18 protein-coding genes are annotated in these 21087 nt (G+C 57.4%); 9 read left to right on the forward strand and 9 right to left on the reverse strand.

Annotation, left to right across the window (positions count from 1 at the left end):
* Positions 1-81 precede the first annotated feature (81 nt).
* A complete protein-coding gene (glnA, locus tag CKW31_RS24515; protein ID WP_095100975.1) occupies positions 82-1488 on the reverse strand; it encodes a glutamate--ammonia ligase in 1407 nt (468 codons plus the stop codon).
* Between the two features lie 334 nt (positions 1489-1822).
* On the opposite strand from glnA, the gene thiI reads away from it, so the two are divergent.
* Both thiI and typA read left to right on the forward strand, forming a co-directional pair.
* Positions 1823-3277 (forward strand): tRNA uracil 4-sulfurtransferase ThiI, encoded by a 1455-nt coding sequence (gene thiI, locus CKW31_RS24525; protein ID WP_095100976.1) that lies wholly within the window; start codon positions 1823-1825, stop codon positions 3275-3277.
* 144 nt (positions 3278-3421) lie between these two features.
* Positions 3422-5242: a translational GTPase TypA gene (gene typA / locus CKW31_RS24530; RefSeq protein ID WP_095100978.1), complete on the forward strand. Its 1821-nt coding sequence runs from the start codon at positions 3422-3424 to the stop codon at positions 5240-5242.
* Between the two features lie 264 nt (positions 5243-5506).
* On the opposite strand, the gene CKW31_RS24535 is transcribed toward typA, so the two are convergent.
* From CKW31_RS24535 to CKW31_RS24545, 3 genes are all read right to left on the reverse strand, one after another.
* Entirely contained in the window at positions 5507-5962 is a 456-nt protein-coding gene (locus tag CKW31_RS24535; protein WP_087268430.1) for a YkgJ family cysteine cluster protein, read from the reverse strand.
* 293 nt (positions 5963-6255) lie between these two features.
* Complete coding sequence (locus tag CKW31_RS24540; protein ID WP_095100980.1) at positions 6256-7644, reverse strand: GTPase/DUF3482 domain-containing protein; 1389 nt, start codon at positions 7642-7644, stop codon at positions 6256-6258.
* A complete protein-coding gene (locus tag CKW31_RS24545; RefSeq protein ID WP_095100982.1) occupies positions 7637-9016 on the reverse strand; it encodes a DUF2868 domain-containing protein in 1380 nt (459 codons plus the stop codon). The genes CKW31_RS24540 and CKW31_RS24545 overlap by 8 nt, the downstream gene beginning before the upstream one ends.
* 107 nt (positions 9017-9123) lie before the next feature.
* On the opposite strand from CKW31_RS24545, the gene CKW31_RS24550 reads away from it, so the two are divergent.
* Complete coding sequence (locus CKW31_RS24550) at positions 9124-9636, forward strand: dihydrofolate reductase (protein WP_095100984.1); 513 nt, start codon at positions 9124-9126, stop codon at positions 9634-9636.
* 236 nt (positions 9637-9872) lie between these two features.
* Complete coding sequence (locus tag CKW31_RS24555; protein WP_095100986.1) at positions 9873-10931, forward strand: phosphorylcholine phosphatase; 1059 nt, start codon at positions 9873-9875, stop codon at positions 10929-10931.
* 191 nt (positions 10932-11122) lie between these two features.
* On the opposite strand, the gene ilvD is transcribed toward CKW31_RS24555, so the two are convergent.
* The 3 genes from ilvD to CKW31_RS24570 form a co-directional block, all read right to left on the reverse strand.
* Positions 11123-12970 (reverse strand): dihydroxy-acid dehydratase, encoded by a 1848-nt coding sequence (gene ilvD, locus CKW31_RS24560; RefSeq protein ID WP_095100988.1) that lies wholly within the window; start codon positions 12968-12970, stop codon positions 11123-11125.
* A gap of 231 nt (positions 12971-13201) precedes the next feature.
* A complete protein-coding gene (locus tag CKW31_RS24565; RefSeq protein WP_095100990.1) occupies positions 13202-13660 on the reverse strand; it encodes a transposase in 459 nt (152 codons plus the stop codon).
* 314 nt (positions 13661-13974) lie between these two features.
* Positions 13975-14634, reverse strand: coding sequence for a TIGR04211 family SH3 domain-containing protein (locus CKW31_RS24570; protein WP_176469982.1), 660 nt, complete (start codon positions 14632-14634; stop codon positions 13975-13977).
* Positions 14635-14638: 4 nt separating this feature from the next.
* On the opposite strand from CKW31_RS24570, the gene CKW31_RS30155 reads away from it, so the two are divergent.
* The gene (locus CKW31_RS30155; protein ID WP_256582728.1) at positions 14639-14770 is read left to right on the forward strand and encodes a hypothetical protein; all 132 of its coding nucleotides are present in this window, start codon (positions 14639-14641) and stop codon (positions 14768-14770) included.
* A gap of 207 nt (positions 14771-14977) precedes the next feature.
* Positions 14978-15472: a hypothetical protein gene (locus CKW31_RS24580; RefSeq protein ID WP_095100996.1), complete on the forward strand. Its 495-nt coding sequence runs from the start codon at positions 14978-14980 to the stop codon at positions 15470-15472.
* A gap of 21 nt (positions 15473-15493) precedes the next feature.
* Here the strand turns inward: CKW31_RS24580 and CKW31_RS24585 are convergent, their stop codons facing one another.
* On the reverse strand, positions 15494-16690 hold the full coding sequence (locus CKW31_RS24585) for a class I SAM-dependent rRNA methyltransferase (protein ID WP_095100998.1): 1197 nt from the start codon (positions 16688-16690) through the stop codon (positions 15494-15496).
* Positions 16691-17065: 375 nt separating this feature from the next.
* Between CKW31_RS24585 and CKW31_RS24590 the strand changes: the two genes are divergently transcribed.
* The 3 genes from CKW31_RS24590 (at position 17066) to CKW31_RS24600 (ending at position 19309) form a co-directional block, all read left to right on the forward strand.
* A complete protein-coding gene (locus CKW31_RS24590; RefSeq protein WP_176469983.1) occupies positions 17066-17878 on the forward strand; it encodes an HDOD domain-containing protein in 813 nt (270 codons plus the stop codon).
* A gap of 43 nt (positions 17879-17921) precedes the next feature.
* Positions 17922-18734 carry a bifunctional DNA-formamidopyrimidine glycosylase/DNA-(apurinic or apyrimidinic site) lyase gene (mutM, locus tag CKW31_RS24595; protein ID WP_027899682.1) on the forward strand — a complete coding sequence of 271 codons (813 nt, stop codon included), beginning with the start codon at positions 17922-17924 and terminating at the stop codon, positions 18732-18734.
* 233 nt (positions 18735-18967) lie between these two features.
* Positions 18968-19309, forward strand: a complete 342-nt coding sequence (locus tag CKW31_RS24600; protein WP_095101002.1) for a multidrug transporter — start codon at positions 18968-18970, stop codon at positions 19307-19309.
* Positions 19310-19319: 10 nt separating this feature from the next.
* On the opposite strand, the gene ggt is transcribed toward CKW31_RS24600, so the two are convergent.
* The gene (gene ggt / locus CKW31_RS24605) at positions 19320-21035 is read right to left on the reverse strand and encodes a gamma-glutamyltransferase (RefSeq protein ID WP_095101003.1); all 1716 of its coding nucleotides are present in this window, start codon (positions 21033-21035) and stop codon (positions 19320-19322) included.
* Positions 21036-21087: the final 52 nt, after the last annotated feature.

A 21087-nucleotide genomic window follows, 5' to 3' on the forward strand; every position in this document is an offset into this window, starting at 1 on the left:
ACTGGATATTAAACCCCGCCCATAAAAAAGGCCTCCCGAAGGAGGCCTCTTTTGTGCGTCAAAGTTGCTGACGCGACTGGATCAGCAGCTGTAGTACAGCTCGTATTCCAGTGGGTGTACGAACGTGCGTACTTTGATTTCTTCTTCGCTTTTCAGAGCGATGTAAGCGTCGATGAAGTCGTCGCTGAAAACGCCGCCTTTGGTCAGGAACGCACGACCTTTGTCCAGCTCTTCCAGGGCTTCTTTCAGGCTGCCGCAAACTTGTGGGATCTCTTTGGCCTCTTCAGGCGGCAGGTCATACAGGTTTTTGTCAGCGGCGTCGCCTGGGTGAATCTTGTTCTGGATGCCGTCCAGGCCAGCCATCAGCAGTGCTGCGAAAGCCAGGTAAGGGTTGGCGGATGGATCCGGGAAGCGAGCTTCGATACGGCGGCCTTTAGGGCTGCTGACGTAAGGAATACGGATCGAAGCGGAACGGTTACGAGCCGAGTAAGCCAGCATCACTGGAGCTTCGAAGCCTGGAACCAGACGCTTGTAGGAGTTGGTAGCCGGGTTGGTGAAGCCGTTCAGTGCTTTACCGTGCTTGATGATGCCGCCGATGAAGTACAGAGCGGTGTCGGACAGACCGGCATAGCCTTCGCCTGCGAAGGTGTTCTTGCCATCTTTGGAGATGGACATGTGAACGTGCATACCTGAACCGTTATCGCCGTACAGAGGCTTAGGCATGAAGGTCGCGGTGCGGCCGTAAGCGTCAGCAACGTTGTGAACAACGTATTTCAGGGTCTGAACTTCGTCAGCCTTTTTAACCAGCGTGTTGAATTTCACGCCGATTTCGTTCTGACCAGCAGTCGCCACTTCGTGGTGGTGAACTTCTACGGTCTGGCCCATTTCTTCCAGAGCGTTGCACATTGCGGTGCGGATTTCGTGGTCATGGTCGAATGGTGGAACCGGGAAGTAACCGCCTTTGATGCCTGGACGGTGGCCCTTGTTACCGCCTTCGATATCGGCGTCGGACATCCACGAACCTTGTTCGGAGTAGATCTTGAACATGGAACCGGAGATATCGGATTTGAACTTCACTTCGTCGAAGATGAAGAATTCTGGCTCTGGACCGGCGAATACAGTGTCACCGATACCGGTCGACTTGAGGTATTCCTCAGCGCGGTGAGCGATAGCGCGTGGGTCGCGGTCGTAACCTTGCATGGTCGAAGGTTCGATGATGTCGCAAACCAGGATCAGGGTTGGGTCTTCGGTGAACGGATCGAGAACGGCAGTTTCGTCGTCCGGCAGCAGGATCATGTCGGAGGCTTCGATGCCTTTCCAGCCAGAGATGGAGGAGCCGTCGAACATCTTGCCGACTTCGAAGAAGTCGTCTTCCAGCGCATCACGAGCCGGCATGGTCACGTGGTGCTGTGTACCTTTAGTGTCCGTGAAGCGCAGATCAATCCACTTAACGTCATGATCTTTGATGAGTTGAACCGACTTCGACATGGTGTCCTCCGGGTGGCTTCGGGCCTATTTAATGGTTTGGGCCCTTAGAATTTGGGTGATGCCGGCGCAAATACTCTGCCAAGGCAACCTGCCTCACAAGGGAGCAAATTGCATGCCAGTGCCCCGAGATGGGTTTTATGCCCGAAACGCTAGCAATTCGGGGATAAAAATCGACGATTTTAGAATTCGGCGCACCACAATGAGGCTTGATAATGGGCGTCAGGTCTTTTTTGGTGCATCGATGATTGGTTGCACGATAACTGGTTAAACCTTGAGCAATTTCCGCTATAATCCCGCCCCCTCTTTTTCGGCTGGCACCTCGCGCGCTGTTTTCATGAAACTAATCGTAAAAGTCTTCCCCGAAATCATCATCAAAAGCCCGCCGGTGCGTAAGCAATTCATCCGCCAGCTGGCCAAGAACATCCGCACCGTGCTCCGTGATCTGGACCCGGTGCTGGTGGTGGATGGCTCGTGGGACAACCTCGAGGTTCAGACGAAACTGACCGACCCCAAGGCCCTGCAGGACATGACCGACCGCCTGAGCTGCATGCCGGGCATCGCCAATTTTCTTCAGGTTGCCGAATACCCGCTGGGCGACATGGACGACATCGTTGCCAAGTGCAAACTGCACTACGCCGATTTGCTGCCGGGCAAGATGTTTTCAGTGCGCTGCAAGCGCGCCGGCAAGCACGCATTCAGCTCCATGGATGTCGAAAAGTACGTCGGTAGCCAGTTGCGCAAGCAGTGCGGTGCAGCCGGTATCGAGCTGAAAAAGCCGGAAATCGTGGTGCGAATGGAAATTCGCGACAAACGGTTGTTTGTCATCCACAGCCAGCACAACAGTGTCGGCGGATACCCGTTAGGCGCCCTCGAACAGACCCTGGTATTGATGTCCGGCGGTTTTGATTCGACCGTGGCGGCCTATCAGGTCATGCGTCGCGGGCTGATGGCGCATTTCTGCTTCTTCAATCTGGGCGGTCGTGCCCATGAACTGGGCGTGATGGAAGTCGCGCATTTCATCTGGAAGAAGTACGGCAGCTCCCAGCGCGTGCTGTTTATCAGCGTGCCGTTCGAGGAAGTTCTCGGAGAAATACTGCAGAAAGTCGATAACAGTCATATGGGTGTAGTTTTGAAGCGTATGATGTTACGCGCTGCATCCTCTATCGCTGACCGTCTTGATATCGATGTGCTGGTTACCGGCGAAGCGATTTCACAGGTTGCCAGCCAGACGTTGCCGAACCTGTCGTTGATTGACGCCGCGACTGACAAGCTGGTCTTGCGCCCGTTGATCACCAGCCACAAGCAGGACATCGTCGATCAGGCGGTTGAAATCGGTACTGCCGATTTCGCCAGGCACATGCCTGAGTATTGCGGGGTGATTTCGATCAACCCCAAGACCAACGCCAAGCGCAACCGCGTTGAGTACGAAGAGCAACAGTTCGACATGGCGGTTCTCGAGCGAGCGCTGGAGAACGCCAAACTGGTTTCGATCGATCGTGTGATTGACGATCTGAGCCAGAGTGTCGAGATAGAAGAAGTCAGTCAGGCACTGGCAGGGCAGGTCATCGTTGACATCCGTCACCCGGATGCTCAGGAAGATCAGCCGCTGGTATTGCCTGGTATTGAAGTACAGGCGCTGCCGTTCTATGCATTGAACAGCCGCTTCAAGGAACTGGATAACACGCGCCAGTACCTGTTGTATTGCGACAAAGGCGTCATGAGTCGCCTGCATGCTCACCATTTGCTCAGTGAGGGGTATGCCAATGTGCGCGTTTATAGACCGAGCTAAGTGCCCGGGGCTGTTTGCCTGTGGCTTGCGTCACCGGCCCCCCGACGCCAGTCGTCTAGCCGTAACGGCTTTGGCCGACTCTGACGTTATAAATAGCTGTTTAGCAGTATTCAGCTAACCGAATCCTCTGATCGAGATACACAAGTGATCGAAAATCTACGCAACATCGCCATCATTGCTCACGTTGACCACGGTAAAACCACCCTGGTAGACAAACTCTTGCGCCAATCCGGCACTCTGGAGCGTAACGAGCTCAACGACGAGCGCGTGATGGACTCCAACGACCAGGAGAAAGAGCGCGGTATTACCATTCTGGCGAAAAACACCGCCATCAACTGGAACGGCTACCACATCAACATCGTGGACACCCCGGGCCACGCCGACTTCGGTGGTGAAGTTGAGCGCGTAATGTCGATGGTTGACTCCGTGCTGCTGCTGGTTGACGCTCAAGACGGCCCTATGCCGCAAACCCGTTTCGTGACCAAGAAGGCTTTCGAAGCCGGCCTGCGTCCAATCGTGGTCATCAACAAGGTTGACCGTCCAGGCGCGCGTCCGGACTGGGTTCTGGATCAGATCTTCGACCTGTTCGACAACCTGGGTGCTACCGAAGAACAGCTGGACTTCAAAGTCGTCTACGCCTCGGCCCTGAACGGTATTGCCGGTCTGGACCACGCTGAAATGGCTGAAGACATGACCCCGCTGTACCAGTCGATCGTCGACAACGTACCAGCGCCGTCTGTTGACCGTGACGGTCCGTTCCAGATGCAGATCTCCGCTCTGGACTACAACAGCTTCCTGGGTGTTATCGGCGTTGGCCGTATCGCTCGTGGTCGCGTCAAGCCGAACACCCCGGTTGTAGCGATCAGCGCCGACGGCAAACGCCGTAACGGTCGTATCCTGAAGCTGATGGGTCACCACGGTCTGCACCGCATCGACGTTGAAGAAGCAGCAGCTGGCGACATCGTTTGCATCAGCGGTATGGATTCGCTGTTCATCTCCGACACCCTGTGCGACCCACTGAACGTGGAAGCAATGGTGCCGTTGACCGTTGACGAACCTACCGTTTCGATGACTTTCCAGGTAAACGACTCGCCGTTCTGCGGTAAAGAAGGCAAGTTCGTGACGTCCCGTAACATCAAGGAACGTCTGGACAAAGAGCTGCTGTACAACGTTGCTCTGCGCGTTGAAGAAGGCGACACCGCTGACAAGTTCAAGGTCTCGGGCCGTGGTGAGCTGCACTTGTCGGTACTGATCGAAACCATGCGTCGCGAAGGCTTCGAAATGGGTGTCGGTCGTCCGGAAGTGATCATCCGTGTTGTTGACGGCGTGAAGCAGGAACCGTTTGAAAACGTCACCATCGACCTGCCAGAAGAATCCCAGGGTTCCATCATGGAGCAAATGGGTCTGCGCAAAGGCGATCTGACCAACATGGTTCCGGATGGCAAGGGCCGTGTGCGCCTTGAGTACAACATCCCTGCTCGTGGTCTGATCGGCTTCCGTAACGAGTTCCTGACCCTCACCTCCGGTGCAGGCATCCTGACCTCGATCTTCGACCGCTACGACACCATGAAGTCGGGCGACGTGTCGGGCCGTCAGAACGGCGTTCTGGTTTCGGTTGAAACCGGCAAGGCTCTGACTTACTCGCTGGAAACCCTGCAGGCTCGTGGCAAGCTGTTCGTTGAACACGGTCAAGAGATCTACTGCGGTCAGATCGTTGGCTTGAACAGCCGCGACAACGACCTGGGTATCAACCCAACCAAAGGCAAGAAGCTCGACAACATGCGTGCTTCGGGTAAAGACGAGACCATCGCTCTGGTTCCACCTGTCAAGTTCACCCTTGAACAGGCTCTGGAATTCATCCAGGACGACGAGCTGTGCGAAGTGACTCCTAAGTCCATCCGTCTTCGCAAGAAGATCCTGGACGAAAGCGAGCGTACCCGCGCTGCCAAGAAAGCCAAGAACTGATTAGTTTTTAATCAGGCTTGAAAAAACGCCCCCGACCGCAAGGTCGGGGGCGTTTTTGTTTGTGTGGCGTTTGCTGATCGTAGACTTTGATGACGTGGGACCGGCTTCAGCCGGGAAAAGGCCGGGACAGATGCTGAATCTTCATCTGCAGAAATACTGTATTCCCGGCTAAAGCCGGTCCCACGTCGTCAATCAGCTTGCGGACAAACATAGAGTCGCCCACAGGTGCCCATGTCAAAAGCGCCGCGCGGTGTCAGAAGCTGCTCAGAACTTCGGAAACGGCGTGCTGGTGTTGTTCTTCAGTGTGCCGCTCGCTTGGCGAACCACATCTTTGGGCTTGTAAGCGCAGTAGCCGGGACGCGGGCCAACCTTGGGGTGATTGCGGCAAGTGTCCGGGCGTTTGTCGTAGATGGTGCACAAGCGGCTCTTGCGATCCAGATACAGGCAGTCGTTGTTGCTCATGCGCTGCAAGGTGAAGATTTCGGATTTCTGGTTGTAACGCTCGACAATCCCTTCCTTCTGCAAACGCTTGGCGATGTTCTTCGCCGGTTCGCCCCGTTCGAATTCATCGACGATGCCGATGCGGATCAAGTCCTTGATCTTCACTTCCACAGGCAGCGTGCAGCAGCTGGAAATGCAGCCTCCGCACATATGGCTGGAGTATTTGGCCCAGGTATCGATACGGTCGATTTCTGCGGCGGCGATCAAGGTCGGTTTCATGAGCAATACGGTTCCGGGTGTATCGGGCGCGCGATGATACCGGTGTCCGGGGAAATCGAGTAATCAAAAATCACGAATGCGACTGCCGGACATTTGCAAACGGCGCTGCACCTCTGTGGGAGATTCTATGTCTGCAAGTTGACGTGGGACCGGCTTTAGCCGGGAAGGCGGCATTCCTGACGATAAAGATGTAGTGAATGAGCCGGCCTCTTCCCGGCTAAAGCCGGTCCCACGTCCTTAGTGGTTCCTGTGGGGTGCAGGGTTCGCGGTGTGATCCCCAAGCATCCATACAGTCAGGTTTTTACCAACACTTTCGCCAATTCTTCAATCTGCTCCTGCCGCTCAGCCTGATTCAGCTTCGCCCCAGGATTCAGCGACGACCATTGCGGATGAGCGCGGGCTTTTTGCAGCGCGTCGGGCAGCTTGCCTTCACGCCAGGTTTTATCCTGTGGTGTGGTCAACTGGATGCTTTCCATGGCGGCATGGCCTCTGGCGCCCAAGGCGATCAGCAAATGGCGCTGACGCAGCGCAAGCAGGCGAAGTACGGCATCGTCCACCGTCAGTTCGCGCTGGCCTTTGATCTTGCCTAGCAATCGTCCGCCGTAACTGCGTGCAGTCTGTAATGCACCACCGGCAATCGCCCCGGCCAAGGCCGCTGCGCCCATGGTGAGGCCGCCCACCAGCAAATCGACACCGGCACCTGCTGCTGCGCCTGCCGCAATTCCGCCGCCGACTCGTACGCCCAGTTGCTTCAGGGTTTCCGGGTTGAACAAATCGTCGCCCCAACGCCCGTCCAGCAGCGGCAAATCGCTGGATGCCGCGTCCTGAACGCGAAACGCATAAAGCTTGAGCAGCTCTTCCACGCAGCGCTGTTCGCGCTGGCGCACCGCTTTGCGCAGCTCATCGATAGCTTGTTGCTCTTGGCCCGATTCAGTTGAAACACCGCGGCGGCAGGCGGCACAGTCGATGAGTAACTGCGCGATCAACCGGCTAGCACTTTGTCGTCGGATTTCGCGCTGGACCTCAAGATCCAGAATCAGCCGTTCCAGTTGATCTCTGGAGTTTTCCAGCAGCAGGGCAAGGCTTTCATAAAGCCGCCGCTCCCCATCTTCTGGCGGCGCGACGCTGTCGAAACGGACCAGTGCATGCAGGCCCAAGCGTGCGAGGGCTTCGCGCCACGCGGGTTCCCGATGCTCTGTGCTGCTGACGAAGTTGAGGACGGGCAGCAACGGTTTGCCACAACTGGCCAGGATCGACAGCTCGTCACGGTACTTGGCCAGCACCGGCTCACGGGCGTCGATGATGTACAGCCCCGCGTCCGACGCCAGTAACTGGCGCAGGACTTTGGCTTCCTGCTCGAAGCGCTGTCTCGCCTCGCTGCCTTCCAGAAAGCGCGCGAGCCGGGCGGGACCGTCCAGCCGCTCGCCCGGTCGATCCTGGCGTTCGAGAAAATCCAGCAGCGCGATGGCGTCTTCCAGGCCCGGCGTGTCGTACAGTTCAAGCAGCGCCTGGCCATCCACGGACAGCCGCGCACCTTCCACATGGCGGGTGGTGCTTGGCCGGTGAGAGACTTCCCCAAAGCCTACATCGCGAGTCAGCGTTCTTAGCAGCGAGGTCTTGCCGACATTGGTGTGGCCGACCACCGCCAGTTTCAGCGGGCGGATCTTGTCCTCGTCAGTCATGGCCTGTCTCCAGCCAGTTCAGGGGTGCACTGTCGCTCCACGCGAGATCCAGTTGCTGCAGCGCTGCATGCCAGTCGCTGACTCGCTCGGCGTTCAGATGTTGCCCATCAGGAGCCGGTAGCAACCAGACCCGTGTTGCGCCTGCACAGCGAGCCAGTTCGGCAACCAGTGCAAGGCTGCCGCGATCAGTTGAGCGACGCGGATCGCAGGCAATAACCAGTCGTGCGGGTGGGAAGCGGGTCAGTTGATCAAGCAGTTTTTGCCGGGATTCCCGGCTGTCGAGAATGCCTGCATCGACCACGCCTTCCGGCAATAGCGGTGGCCAGGGCTGTTCATCGTCCAGCTCGATAGCGACCAGCAATGCGCCATCGCTGTGTTGTGCTGCGCCATTGGGCAGTACTTGATGCAGTTGCTCTGGCGCTGCGTCGCTGACTCCAAGTCGTTCGCTGCTAGGCATAAGCCGTTCGCGAAGTTGGCTGTAACCGGGCAAGGTCAGGTCCAGACTCAGCGCAGCCCGACCGATGCGCCAGCGCCACAGGCAGACCAACGCAAGGATCAGGCGCGGCACGATGCCATAGACCAAGAGCACACCCACCAGCCACGCCGCCCAGGCCTGGCGACCTGATTCAACAATTAGAGCGCTGTCACCGCTGGCGCGGATCATGGACTCGTCCGGCACAGTGAAGCCCAGCATAGCGGGGAGAATGCCGAGTGTCTGGGTCAGACTGACGAAGGTGTCGCTGCCCAAAATAGTCGTTTCCCACACAAAGCCGTAACGTCGCGTCGCCATTAACATCAACAGCAGCACCAGCGCGCTGACCAGTGCCAGCAGCCACAAGCCATGGATCAGCGCCCCCAGCACCCATCGATTCAGGCGTTTGCGCTGCAGCAGCACAATCAGCGCAGGGGCAAGCTGTGCGGCCTGGGCATCACGGGCGAGCTTTTCGCTGAGCCATAGCCAGAGACGTCCAAGGCTTGCAGTATTTTGTCCGGTGACGCTAAAGCTCATCGCCCAACTGAACAGCATAATCAGGTTCAGCCCGAGCAGGCTGCCCAGCGCCCAGAACACGTTGACGGGCGTCTGGCCGTCGCCCAATGCCGCGAATGCCAACCCGGCACCGCTGAGCACCGAGAAAATAGCCAATGCGATCAGCGCCAAACGGGCGCCTTGTTTCCAGTGTGGTAGCGCGGCGCGCATGCCGTCGCGTTCGGCCAGCCACAGGGCCCGGTTTTGCACGCGGTTCGTCAGGTCGCCACCGTTGGCCCGGGCGCGACGGTTGGCTTCAAGGTCTTCCAGCGGGCCGGCCTGTTCTTCGCGCAGGCGCACGGCTTCAGTCAGCCAGAGGGTATCGAGGGGAGTCAGAGCAGTCACACAGCGTCTCGTCGAATGAATCAGTAAAGGAGCATAACCTCTGCGCCCTGCATTCGAGCAGTTCGGCCGCTACGAATTCAGTGTCAGCGTCTGTTATTCTCGCCGCCATGAAAAATCAACTTCCGCTTAGCCTGATTGCCGCTCTTGGTGAGAACCGAGTGATTGGCGTCGACAATTCCATGCCTTGGCACTTGCCGGGGGATTTTAAATATTTCAAGGCGACGACCTTGGGCAAGCCCATCATCATGGGCCGCAAGACCTGGGATTCGCTGGGTCGGCCGCTGCCCGGTCGCTTGAATCTGGTGGTCACGCGTCAGGCGGACCTGCAACTGGAGGGTGCCGAGGTCTTCACGTCGCTGGAGTCCGCCGTTGCCCGCGCAGACGAGTGGGCGCGTGAGCAGGGCATAGCGGAAGTGATGCTGATCGGCGGTGCGCAGTTATATGCCCAGGGTTTGGCTCAGGCAGATCGCTTGTACCTGACCCGTGTGGCGTTAAGCCCCGAAGGCGATGCGTGGTTTCCGGAGATTGATCTCGCCGAATGGGCGTTGGTGTCCGAGGTGGTGAATCCGGCGGTGGATGACAAGCCTGCGTATAGCTTCGAGGTGTGGGAGCGCCGGTAGGAGGCAAATTGTTGGTGAGGCATTTGTTCCTGTCGCCGTCTGGAATATCGCCTCGCGAACAAGTTCGCTCCTACCGAGGATGGAGTGGTCCTGTCATAAAAGTGTCGCAATCGGAAAGCTCCGTCGCGAATCGCGTTCAAGGTGACGCCTTCGGGACGTACACCGTCGCTGGTATCCCCAATCAGTCATCATAATTTGTTACGGTCGATCCTCTTAACTTTCAGGGGGATACCACGATGAAGTTCGCTCCACGATTGCTTGCCGCTGCACTCTGCCTTGGTCTGGCCGGGCAGGCGTTTGCTGCCACCGAGTTGAAGCACTGGCCTGAGCCCGCCGCAAAAGCACTCGATGCGATGATTACTGCCAATGCCAACAAGGGCAATTACGCGGTTTTCGACATGGACAACACCAGCTATCGCTTCGACCTCGAAGAGTCGCTGCTGCCGTACATGGAAAGCAAAGGGCTGATCACCCGGGAGAAACTCGATCCGTCCCTCAAGCTCATGCCTTTCAAGGACACGGCTGACCACAAGGAAAGCCTGTTCAGCTATTACTACCGCCTATGTGAAGTCGACGACATGGTTTGCTACCCATGGGTCGCTCAGGTGTTTTCGGGCTTTACCCTCAAAGAGCTCAAGGGCTATGTCGATGAGCTGATGGCCTTGGGTAAGCCGATTCCGGCGACTTACTACGAGGGTGATGTGGTCAAGAAGCTTGATGTCGAGCCGCCACGTATCTTCACCGGCCAGAAAGAGCTGTTCAACAAGCTGATGGAAAACGGCATTGAGGTCTACGTGATGACCGCCGCATCCGAAGAGCTGGTGCGGATGGTCGCCTCTGATCCCAAGTACGGCTACAACGTCAAACCGCAAAACGTAATTGGCGTGACCCTGCTGCTCAAGGACAAGAAAACCGGAGAATTGACTACGGCGCGCAAGCAGATCACGGCGGGCAAGTACGATGAGAAGGCCAACTTTGGTCTTGAGCTGACGCCTTATCTCTGGACACCTGCGACCTGGATGGCGGGCAAGCAGGCGGCCATCCTGACCTACATCGACCAATGGAAGAAGCCGGTTCTGGTCGGTGGCGATACCCCCACCAGCGATGGCTACATGCTGTTCCACGGTGTAGACGTCAGCAAGGGCGGTGTGCACTTGTGGGTTAACCGCAAAGACAAATACATGACCCAACTCAACGGCATGATCAAAAGCAATGCCGAGGCCCAGGCCAAAGAAGGTTTGCCGGTGACGGCGGACAAGAACTGGGTGATCGTCAAGCCGGATGAGATTCAGTAGGAACTACTTTCAGGTTTACGCTGGATCTGTGGGAGCGAGGCTTGCCCGCGATAAGGCTGGACGCGATGTGCCTGATACCTGCGGCGTCCTTATCGTGGGCAAGCCTCGCTCCCACAGGTTTTGCGTTGATCCTGGCAGTCCAATAAAAAACCCGGCATCGCTGCCGGGTTTTTTGTGTTCACTGAGAAAGCTTAAGGCACCAGCTTGTCCAGCAACGCCTTGTCGCGCACAGCGCCTTTGTCGGCACTGGTGGCGAGCAGGGCGTAGGCTTTCAGGGCAGTCGTCACCTTACGTGGGCGGGATTCGACCGGCTTCCAGCCTTTCTTGTCTTGTTCGGCACGGCGCGAGGCCATCTCTGCGTCATCGATCAACAGGTTGATCGAGCGATTCGGAATGTCGATCAGCACTTTATCGCCGTCACGCACCAGACCGATTGCACCACCCGCAGCTGCCTCAGGCGACGCGTGACCGATGGACAGGCCGGAAGTACCCCCCGAGAAACGGCCGTCGGTGAGCAATGCGCACGCTTTGCCCAGACCTTTGGATTTCAGGTAAGACGTCGGGTACAGCATTTCCTGCATACCCGGGCCGCCTTTCGGGCCTTCGTAGCGGATGATCACGATATCGCCCGCTTTGACCTCGTCAGCGAGGATGCCACGCACTGCGCTGTCCTGGCTTTCGAAGATCTTCGCGTTGCCTTCAAACAAGTGAATCGACTCGTCGACGCCAGCGGTTTTCACGACGCAGCCGTCCAGCGCGATGTTGCCGTACAGCACGGCCAGGCCGCCTTCTTGCGAATACGCATGTTCGAAACTGCGGATACAGCCGTTTTCGCGGTCATCGTCCAGGGTTTCCCAGCGAGTCGACTGGCTGAACGCCGTCTGCGTCGGAATACCGGCCGGGCCTGCACGGAAGAACGTGTGCACGGCTTCGTCGTCAGTCTGGGTGATGTCCCATTTGGCGATGGCTTCGGCCATGGACGGGCTGTGGACGGTCGGCAGGTCGGTGTGCAACAGACCGCCGCGGGCCAGGGAGCCGAGGATGCTGAAGATACCGCCTGCGCGGTGCACATCTTCCATGTGGTACTTCTGGATGTTCGGCGCCACTTTGCACAGCTGCGGAACGGTGCGGGACAGGCGATCGATGTCACGCAGGTCGAAAGCGATCTCGGCTTCCTGAGCGGCTGCCAGCAAGTGCAGGATGGTGTTGGTCGAACCGCCCATGGCGATGTCGAGCATCATCGCGTTCTCGAACGCCTTGAAGTTGGCGATGTTGCGCGGCAGCACGGCGTCGTTGTTTTCGATGTAGTACTGACGGCACAGATCGACGATGGTCCGGCCAGCCTGCAGGAACAGTTGCTCGCGGTCGCTGTGAGTGGCCAGTGTCGAGCCGTTGCCCGGCAATGCCAGACCCAGTGCTTCGGTCAGGCAGTTCATCGAGTTGGCGGTGAACATGCCGGAGCACGAGCCGCAGGTCGGGCAGGCGCTGCGCTCGTATTCGGCGACTTTTTCGTCGCTGGCTGTCGAGTCGGCTGCGATGACCATGGCATCGACCAGGTCCAGGCCGTGGGAGGCGAGCTTGGTCTTGCCAGCTTCCATCGGGCCGCCGGAAACGAAAATCACCGGGATGTTCAGGCGCAAAGCAGCCATCAACATGCCGGGTGTGATCTTGTCGCAGTTGGAGATGCAGACGATGGCGTCAGCGCAGTGAGCGTTGACCATGTATTCCACGGAGTCGGCGATGATCTCGCGGCTCGGTAGCGAATACAGCATGCCGTCGTGGCCCATGGCGATGCCATCATCCACAGCAATGGTGTTGAATTCTTTGGCGACCCCACCGGCACGCTCGATTTCACGGGCAACCAGTTGGCCCATGTCTTTGAGGTGGACGTGGCCCGGTACGAACTGCGTGAACGAGTTGGCAACGGCAATAATCGGTTTCTTGAAGTCCGCGTCTTTCATCCCGGTGGCGCGCCACAAGGCACGAGCGCCGGCCATATTGCGGCCGTGGGTGGACGTTTTCGAGCGGTAATCAGGCATGGAGCACTCCGGGCGGCTAATCAGTTGAATAAACAGGAAGTGAGCTTCTAGTGTCTTCACAGAACAAACGGCAGTGACCGCTTGCTGCGAGGGAAACCGACGCCACGGGATCACCGTGCGCTCGGCCTGAGCTCATAAACCCGCCGGGGATGAATGGCGATGAATAGCGTGATTCTACACCTGTGAGGGGGAGAAGGGATGTGGCGGGGTGGATTTATGGATGAATGAAATCTATAGCCAGACGGCATCCCAAAGCGGGTAGTCGCCATAGCGTTTTACCAGGCCTGCACGAATCGGGTTGGCAATGATGTAACGCGCTGCCTGGATGATTTCGCTTTCTTGTCGAATTGCCCGGTCGTGGTAACCCTTTTGCCAGAGCTTGAATTGTTGGTTTTTTGCTCTGGTTATGGCAAGAGCGCTGCCGGATTTCACTTTGCGCATAAGCATGCCTAGATCGCTGCTCTTCAATTCTATAAGCCAGTGAAAATGATCCGGCATAACTACCCATGCTAAAGAGTTCGCCAGCTCTTGATCTTGTGCTTTGCGGAGCTCACTCACCAAGAGTCGCCCCAGCGTCCAGTCAGAAAAAATGGGTTCTCGGTTTTGAGTGACGGATGTCAGCAGATAAATGCGACCGGTCTCGCAATAGCGACCTTGGCGTAATTTCGAGCCGCGACATGAATCAGTCATACCATGCCCTCCATCCTGATTTGAGACAGGAAGGTTAGGCGGTGACGGTGGGCTCTGTGGCTCTGAACTGGCTCTTGATGTGTCTGTTCCGATGCCATCGCGGGCAAGCGCGCTCCTACAGGATCACATTTCAACTGTAGGAGCGCGCTTGCCCGCGATGACGTCAGTTGCCGTTACGCAAATTCAAACCCAACCATTCGTCTTACGCCCGCGAGTCATGGCGGGGATGATCAGGCCGACCAGCAGGCCTGCTAAAGGATTCCAACTGTAGGAGCGAGCTTGCTCGCGATGGTGTCAGAGGCCGTTACGCGAATTCAAACCCAACCATCATTCTTCTTACGCCCACGGGTCATGGCCGGGATGATCAGGCCGACCAGCAGGCCTGCTCCGGCGATGCTGCCGCCGTAGACCATGTAGCGCATCAGGACGAGGTTGTTTTCGTCGCCGAGTTTGGCCTGGGTTGTACGCAGTTCAGACTGGGCTGCGGTGAGTTGTTCGTTGAGGTCTTTGCTGCGGGCCTCCAGCTCGTCAATCAGCTTTTTGCGGGTATCCAGGGTTTCCTGCATTCCTTGCACGCGCACCTTCCAGCCATCATCAATGGTCTTGAGCTGGCCGCTCAGGTCCGCCACCTGCTGAGTCAATTCCGGCAGACGCTCAGCCTGGCCGGGCTGGCTTTGCAGGTCGGCGGTCGGAATCCACACCGAGTTGCCACCCTCGCGCACCTGGCTGTAATCGCCCTGGGTGCTGATCAACTCAACCTTCTGCCCGGACTTGAGGGTGCCCACAATACGATAGCCGTCGGTGGGTCCGCTGCGCACGTAGGTGTTGAGGCTGTCACTGACCCAGCGGTCGTTGGGTTTGGTTTCTGCCGCATGGGCTGTACTGCAAGCCGCAATCAGCAAGCCCGCGCCCAGAGTGCGGTAGTTGAAAACACGAGGAAGACGAGAGATGAACGCTGAAAGATGACGAGACATAGACATGGTTATCTTCGATAAAAGGAAAGATAAAGGCGCCGATGTTCGGGCCGGTAAAGATGGGGCAGTGATCTGCAGGGCAAAAGCGCTGCAACTGCGATGGATGATCGGCATAGGCGACAAGGGGAATACATGAGCCTTTTGGGGCTCAACGCCAGCAACGCCATCCTTTTTTATCCCCACACACTGACCGTCAAAAACCGTTCGGGTTCATTGCCGGGGTGGGGCGGTGACGGTTTTCTGACTTGCGGTAGGGAATGTCTGGGCCTGGGCGACCGCAAAATCGTTTGGCAGATGGTCGTGATATCCAGATTACAGTTTTGTTTGTAGGAAGCTTCTGAAAGTGCTGCTGACGGATTTTTTACATCCAATCATCTCTATAGGATGCCGAAGCACCGGAGCGCTTTCCACGAAGGAGGCCCGGTTTGGTCGGGAGGATGAGGTGGGCGACAGTTTTGTTTGTGTCGTAGGCATGAAGGCGGATTGCGGTGAGTGCGGCAAAACGTTCTTACCGAGCAAGGAACAGCAAAAAACATTGTTTATAAGGCAGCCTTTGGCCTGTCCACATTGTCAATGCATGTTGATCTCGCCTCAAGAGCAGCTTGATGCTCTGAGAGATAAGGGCAATCCTGGAATGAGCTATATCCCGACGATGATAATCATGGGCATCTGCAACATGGTGTTTTTTGGGATGGTTATCGCGGAGATAATCGACCAGGAGGCCGTAATTCTTTTAGGCTTCGCGGTCGCTATTTTTGGGCTCATGATAGTCAGCTTCGGTTTCAAGTCAGCTACTCGTGACCTGAAACTCCAGCTGGAGAAAAACGACTCCCCTTGATTCAAAGAGAGTCGTTGCAGCTTAGCTATTCGGCAACAACCGGCAGGTGATGCTCTTGATGTAACGCGTTTCGGCGATCGCCGGGTGTACCGGGTGATCCGGGCCCTGGCCGCCGCGCTCAAGCAGCTGGATGTTGCGATCCAGGTGGCGGGCGCTGGTCAGCAGGATGTTTTGCAGGTCATCTTCCGGCAAGTGCATCGAGCACGACGCGCTGATCAGGATGCCGTCCTTGCTGAGCAAACGCATGGCTTGTTCGTTCAGGCGACGGTATCCGGCCTCACCGTTTTTCAGGTCTTTCTTGCGCTTGATGAAGGCCGGTGGGTCGGCGACGATCACGTCGAAGCGCTCTTCGCTGGCTTTCAGCTCTTTAAGGGCTGCGAACACGTCACCTTCGATGCAGGTGAGTTTCTCCGCGAAGCCGTTCAGTGCAGCGTTACGCTCCACGCCATCCAGTGCAAATGCAGATGCATCAACGCAGGTCACGTCAGTTGCGCCGAACGCTGCCGCCTGAATGCCCCAGCCGCCGATGTAGCTGTAGAGGTCGAGAACGCGTTTGCCTTTGACGTACGGAGCAATGCGGGCGCGGTTCATGCGGTGATCGTAGAACCAGCCGGTTTTCTGACCTTCCATGACCGGCGCTTCGAACTTCACGCCGTTCTCTTCCAGTGCGACCCATTCCGGGACCAGACCGAAAGCCGTTTCCACGTAACGGTTCAGGCCTTCTGCATCACGGGCAGCCGAGTCGTTCTTGAACAGAATGCCGCTTGGCTTGAGCACTTGAATCAGAGCGGCAAGCACGTCTTCTTTGTGTTTTTCCATGGTGGCGGAAGCCAGCTGGACCACCAGAATGTCGCCGAAGCGATCAACAACCAGACCCGGCAACAAGTCCGAATCGCCGTACACCAGGCGATAGAACGGCTTGTCGAACAGGCGATCACGCAGAGACAAGGCCACGTTGAGGCGATGCACCAGCAACGACTTGTCCAGCGGCAACTTGACGTCCCGCGACAGCAGGCGGGCGCAGATCAGGTTGTTCGGGCTCATGGCGACGATGCCCAGCGGTTTGCCGCCTGCGGCTTCCAGCACGGCTTGATCACCTGCGGCAAAGCCGTGCAGCGGGGTCGCGGCTACGTCGATTTCGTTGCTGTAGACCCACAAGTGACCGGCGCGCAGGCGACGGTCGGCGTTGGCTTTGAGGCGCAAGCTAGGCAGGGACATGACGTCGCTCCGGAAAAAAGAGCGGGATTATACCGCGTCATTCCGCTCTGGGGCGCGATGATGTGAATTAACCGGCTGGCGGTTGTGTGAGTACGAGCACGAGCATCCCGACTGCCCGAGTCCTGTTTTTGAAATGAATTTCTACAGAATCTTCCCGGCTTGAAATTACCGCACATATCGATATCTTTTAGCTGCTTGCAAGGGCTGCTACTTCAATGACGGGATAATTGACGCCTTGAAGTCGATTACCGTCAGCATTGGTGGCTATAAAGCCACGGGTATGAAGGAGTAGAATCCAGATCTGTCCTTGAGTGTTTACCTATGTCCGAAGAGCTTACGTCCGAGCAGATTCAGCAAGTCTTGCAGGGCATCAGTGTGCCTCCGCAACCGCAAATCATGGTTGATTTGCAGATGGAACAGTACATGCCAGACCCTGATCTTGATGTGATCGCGAAGCTGATTTCTCAGGATCCCGGTTTGTCGGGTGCTTTGCTGAAAATCGTCAACTCGGCTCACTATGGACTTGCCAACAAGATTGCCTCGATCCAGAAGGCGGTCAATCTGTTGGGGATTCGCTCAGTGATTAACCTGATCAATGCGCAGTCGATCAAGGGCGAAATGAGCGACGAAACCATCGTGACGTTGAACCGTTTCTGGGATTCGACGCAGGATGTGGCGATGACAAGTCTGACACTGGCCAAGCGCATTGGCTCGCAGACTGTGGACGAATCCTACGCGTTGGGTCTGTTCCATGACTGCGGTATTCCACTGATGCTCAAGCGCTTTCCCAACTATATGGACGTGTTGGAGCAGGCTTATACCAGTGCGAGCGGGGAGCGCCGGGTGGTGGACACCGAGAACGAAACGTTTGATACCAACCACGCCGTTGTCGGCTATTTCACTGCAAAGTCCTGGCGTTTGCCCGAACATGTCACCAATGCCATCGCCAACCACCATAATGCGCTGGCGATTTTTCAGGATGACTCCAACCGCAATGCCCCGCTGAAAAATCTGCTGGCGGTGCTGAAAATGGCCGAACATATCTGCGCGTCGCACAAGGTGCTCGGCAATGAGGATGAAGATCATGAGTGGAATGCCATCGGGCATCTGATCCTCGATTACGTTGGGCTGTCCGATTACGATTTCGAAAACCTCAAAGAAAGCATTCGCGAGCTGTCCGCGCACTGATCCCGCGCGCGGTCGCATCGCTTCGCGCATCACCGAGTTACCCATGCCTGAATTACCCGAAGTTGAAACTACCCGCCGGGGCATTGCGCCTCATCTTGAAGGTCAACGTGTCAGCCGCGTCATCGTGCGTGACCGACGTCTGCGCTGGCCGATCCCTGAAGATCTGGATGTCCGCCTTTCAGGGCAGAAGATCGTAGTGGTCGAGCGACGCGCCAAGTATCTGCTGATCCAGGCTGAAGTAGGGACGTTGATCAGCCACCTGGGTATGTCGGGCAACTTGCGTCTGGTGGAAGCCGGCATGCCTGCGCTCAAGCATGAGCATGTGGACATCGAGCTGGAGTCCGGCATGGCGCTGCGCTATACCGATCCACGTCGGTTCGGTGCGATGCTCTGGAGTCTGGACCCGCTTAATCATGAGCTGCTGGTACGCCTCGGGCCTGAGCCGCTGACCGATCTTTTCGATGGCCAGCGCCTGTTCGAGCGTTCGCGGGGCAAGTCCATTGCAGTCAAACCGTTCATCATGGACAACGCGGTCGTGGTGGGCGTGGGGAATATTTACGCCACCGAGGCATTGTTTGCAGCGGGTATTGATCCGCGCCGTGAGGCAAAAACCATTTCTCGTGCCCGTTATTTGAGATTGGCGATTGAGATCAAACGCATCCTGGCCGCCGCCATCGAGCGTGGCGGTACGACGTTGCGTGACTTCATTGGTGGTGATGGTCAGCCCGGTTACTTTCAGCAAGAGTTGTTTGCCTATGGCCGCGGTGAGCAGCCCTGCAAAATCTGTGGCACTACGTTGCGTGAAATCAAGCTGGGGCAGCGGGCGAGTGTGTATTGCCCCAAATGTCAGAAGTAGGCCGGTTATTCCCCGTTTTTGTAGGCGCTCACGAGCAGCGCGAGGCAGCGATAGCGTTCTGTCTGATACACCGCCATCGCTGCCTCGCGTTGCTCGTGAGCTCCTACAGGGGCATCGGTTGAATCAGATATTGGTGGGCCCAAAATGATCCGCAATACTGCCCCACTTGCTTAACCGTCATCGCTGTTTATAGTTAACGGCAACCCATCCCGCTGCACATGAAGGACCATGCCATGAAGCCGTTTCGACTGATCGCCGCCAGCCTGGCTTTGAATTTCGGTTTGCAGGTGATGCCCGCAATGGCCAGTGAAACCGTGAATCACGGCAGCGGAGACCCGGTTTACAGCATCCAGAATCCACCGGCCTACGCCATGATCGGCGACTTGCTGATTGCCAGACCGTTGCTAATCGCGGCCACTATTGTCGGCGCCGGTCTATTTGTCATTGCCTCCCCATTCGCTGCCGCTGGCGGTAACCTCGGTGCAACCGGCAAAGCATTGGTGGTCGATCCTGGCAAAGCCGCTTTCGTGCGCTGCCTGGGTTGCACTGGGGACGGTTACGGTAAGCAGGAGTAGACCTGTCCGCTCAGGGCGAGATTTGTCTGACCTTCGGATCGAATGTTTCTGAAACCCCAAGGCCCCTCGGATCGCTCGCCGCTTCGACACGTTTCCCTGCCTTGTCCCACAGCAACACTTGCTGATTGCCATAGCCGCGGGAAACTTCCTTGAAGTCATAACCACGCGATTGCAGCGCTTTCATGTCTTCCTGACTGAACGCTCCCGGCTCGTGCTCGACCACGTCCGGTAAATACTGGTGATGGTAGCGCGGCACGGCAGGCCAACTGGCAATCGGTTGGCCGTTCAGATACTCCAGCATCGAGAGCAGCACCATGCTCGGGATGCGGCTGCCGCCCGGCGTACCAAATGCGGCGAATTCGTCAGGGCTTTCCAGAAAACTCGGGCTCATGCTGGACAGCGGACGTTTCCCGGCCGCAATCGAGTTGGCTTTGCTGCCTGCCAGTCCATAAGCATTGCTGCCTTGCGGGTCGGCAGCGAAATCATCCATTTCGTCGTTCAGCACAACGCCCGTACCCGGTACGGTGAACGCTGCGCCGAACGGTAAATTGACCGAGAGCGTCGCCGCGACCGCATTGCCGTCAGTATCCAGCACGGCAAAGTGGGTGGTGTGTTCGCCTTCACGCCAGCGCGGTGAAGGCTCAAGGCTGCTGCTTGGCGTCGCGTCTTGAGGGTTAATGCTGCCCGCCAGATGCACCAGATACTCGCGATCAAGCAGATGATCGAGGGGATTGGCGACGAAGTCCGGATCGCCCAGCAATCCTCGGTCACGATAGGCGCGCCGGAGTACTTCCAATACGTAGTGGGTGCGCTGCACTTTGTCTGACTGCTGCCATGGGAGTTGTTGCAGCATCATCAGGCTTTGGGCCAACGCTACGCCGCCAGCGGAGGGAGGCGGGGCACTGATCAGCTCTCGCTGGTCGTCCAAACGAAAACGCAGCGGCACTCGTGTCGCAACCTGATACTGATCCAGATCCTCTGACTTCCAGATGCCGCCTGCTGCCTTTACGCCCTGGACCATCGACTGAGCCGTCAGGCCTGCATAGAAACCATCGCGGCCGTTGTTGGCCAGCCGATTCAGCGTCACGGCCAGTTCCGGCTGCTGGATGATCGTGCCCATCGCGGGGACTTCGCCGTTACGCAGAAACAGCCGAGCGCTTTCCGGATCGTCGCGCAGTGCCGAAAGGCGAGCCGTAGCGCGTTGCTGATAAATTCTGTCGACCGGGAAGCCTTGGTAGGCCAGGCGAATGGCCGGTGCCATGGAGATGTTCAGCGGTAGCTTGCCATAGCGCTCGGCCAGCTCGACCAATGCTGCGGGCAGGCCCGGAATGGCGGCGGCCAGCGGTCCGTTCAAGGAAAGGCCGGGTTGCACCTTGCCGTCTCGGCGATAAAGGTCATAAGTCGCGTTGATCGGGGCTTTTTCTCGTGCATCCAGAAACACATAGCCTGTCTGCGCGCCGCTTTGGCGCAACAGGAAGAACCCGCCGCCCCCCAATCCCGAGCCGTAGGGTTCAACTACAGCCAGTGCGGCGCTGATAGCGACGGCGGCGTCGAAAGCGTTGCCGCCCGCTACCATGATTTCCCGACCCGCTGCCGTGGCTTCTGGATGCGGGCTGGCGATGGCGGACTGTGCCGGGCGGGGAAACGCTGTGCCAGCAGCGACGGTGGTCTGCGCTGACAAGGCGCAAAGCAGAAAAACGCTGGATAGAACGTGCTTGAGGATCATGCCGGGTTCGCTTTGGTCGGCCGGCAAGATAGCTGGATGTCGGCGATGCAGC

Origin of the sequence: Pseudomonas sp. Irchel 3A5, assembly GCF_900187575.1 — a bacterium.
GTDB classification, from domain to species: domain Bacteria; phylum Pseudomonadota; class Gammaproteobacteria; order Pseudomonadales; family Pseudomonadaceae; genus Aquipseudomonas; species Aquipseudomonas folii.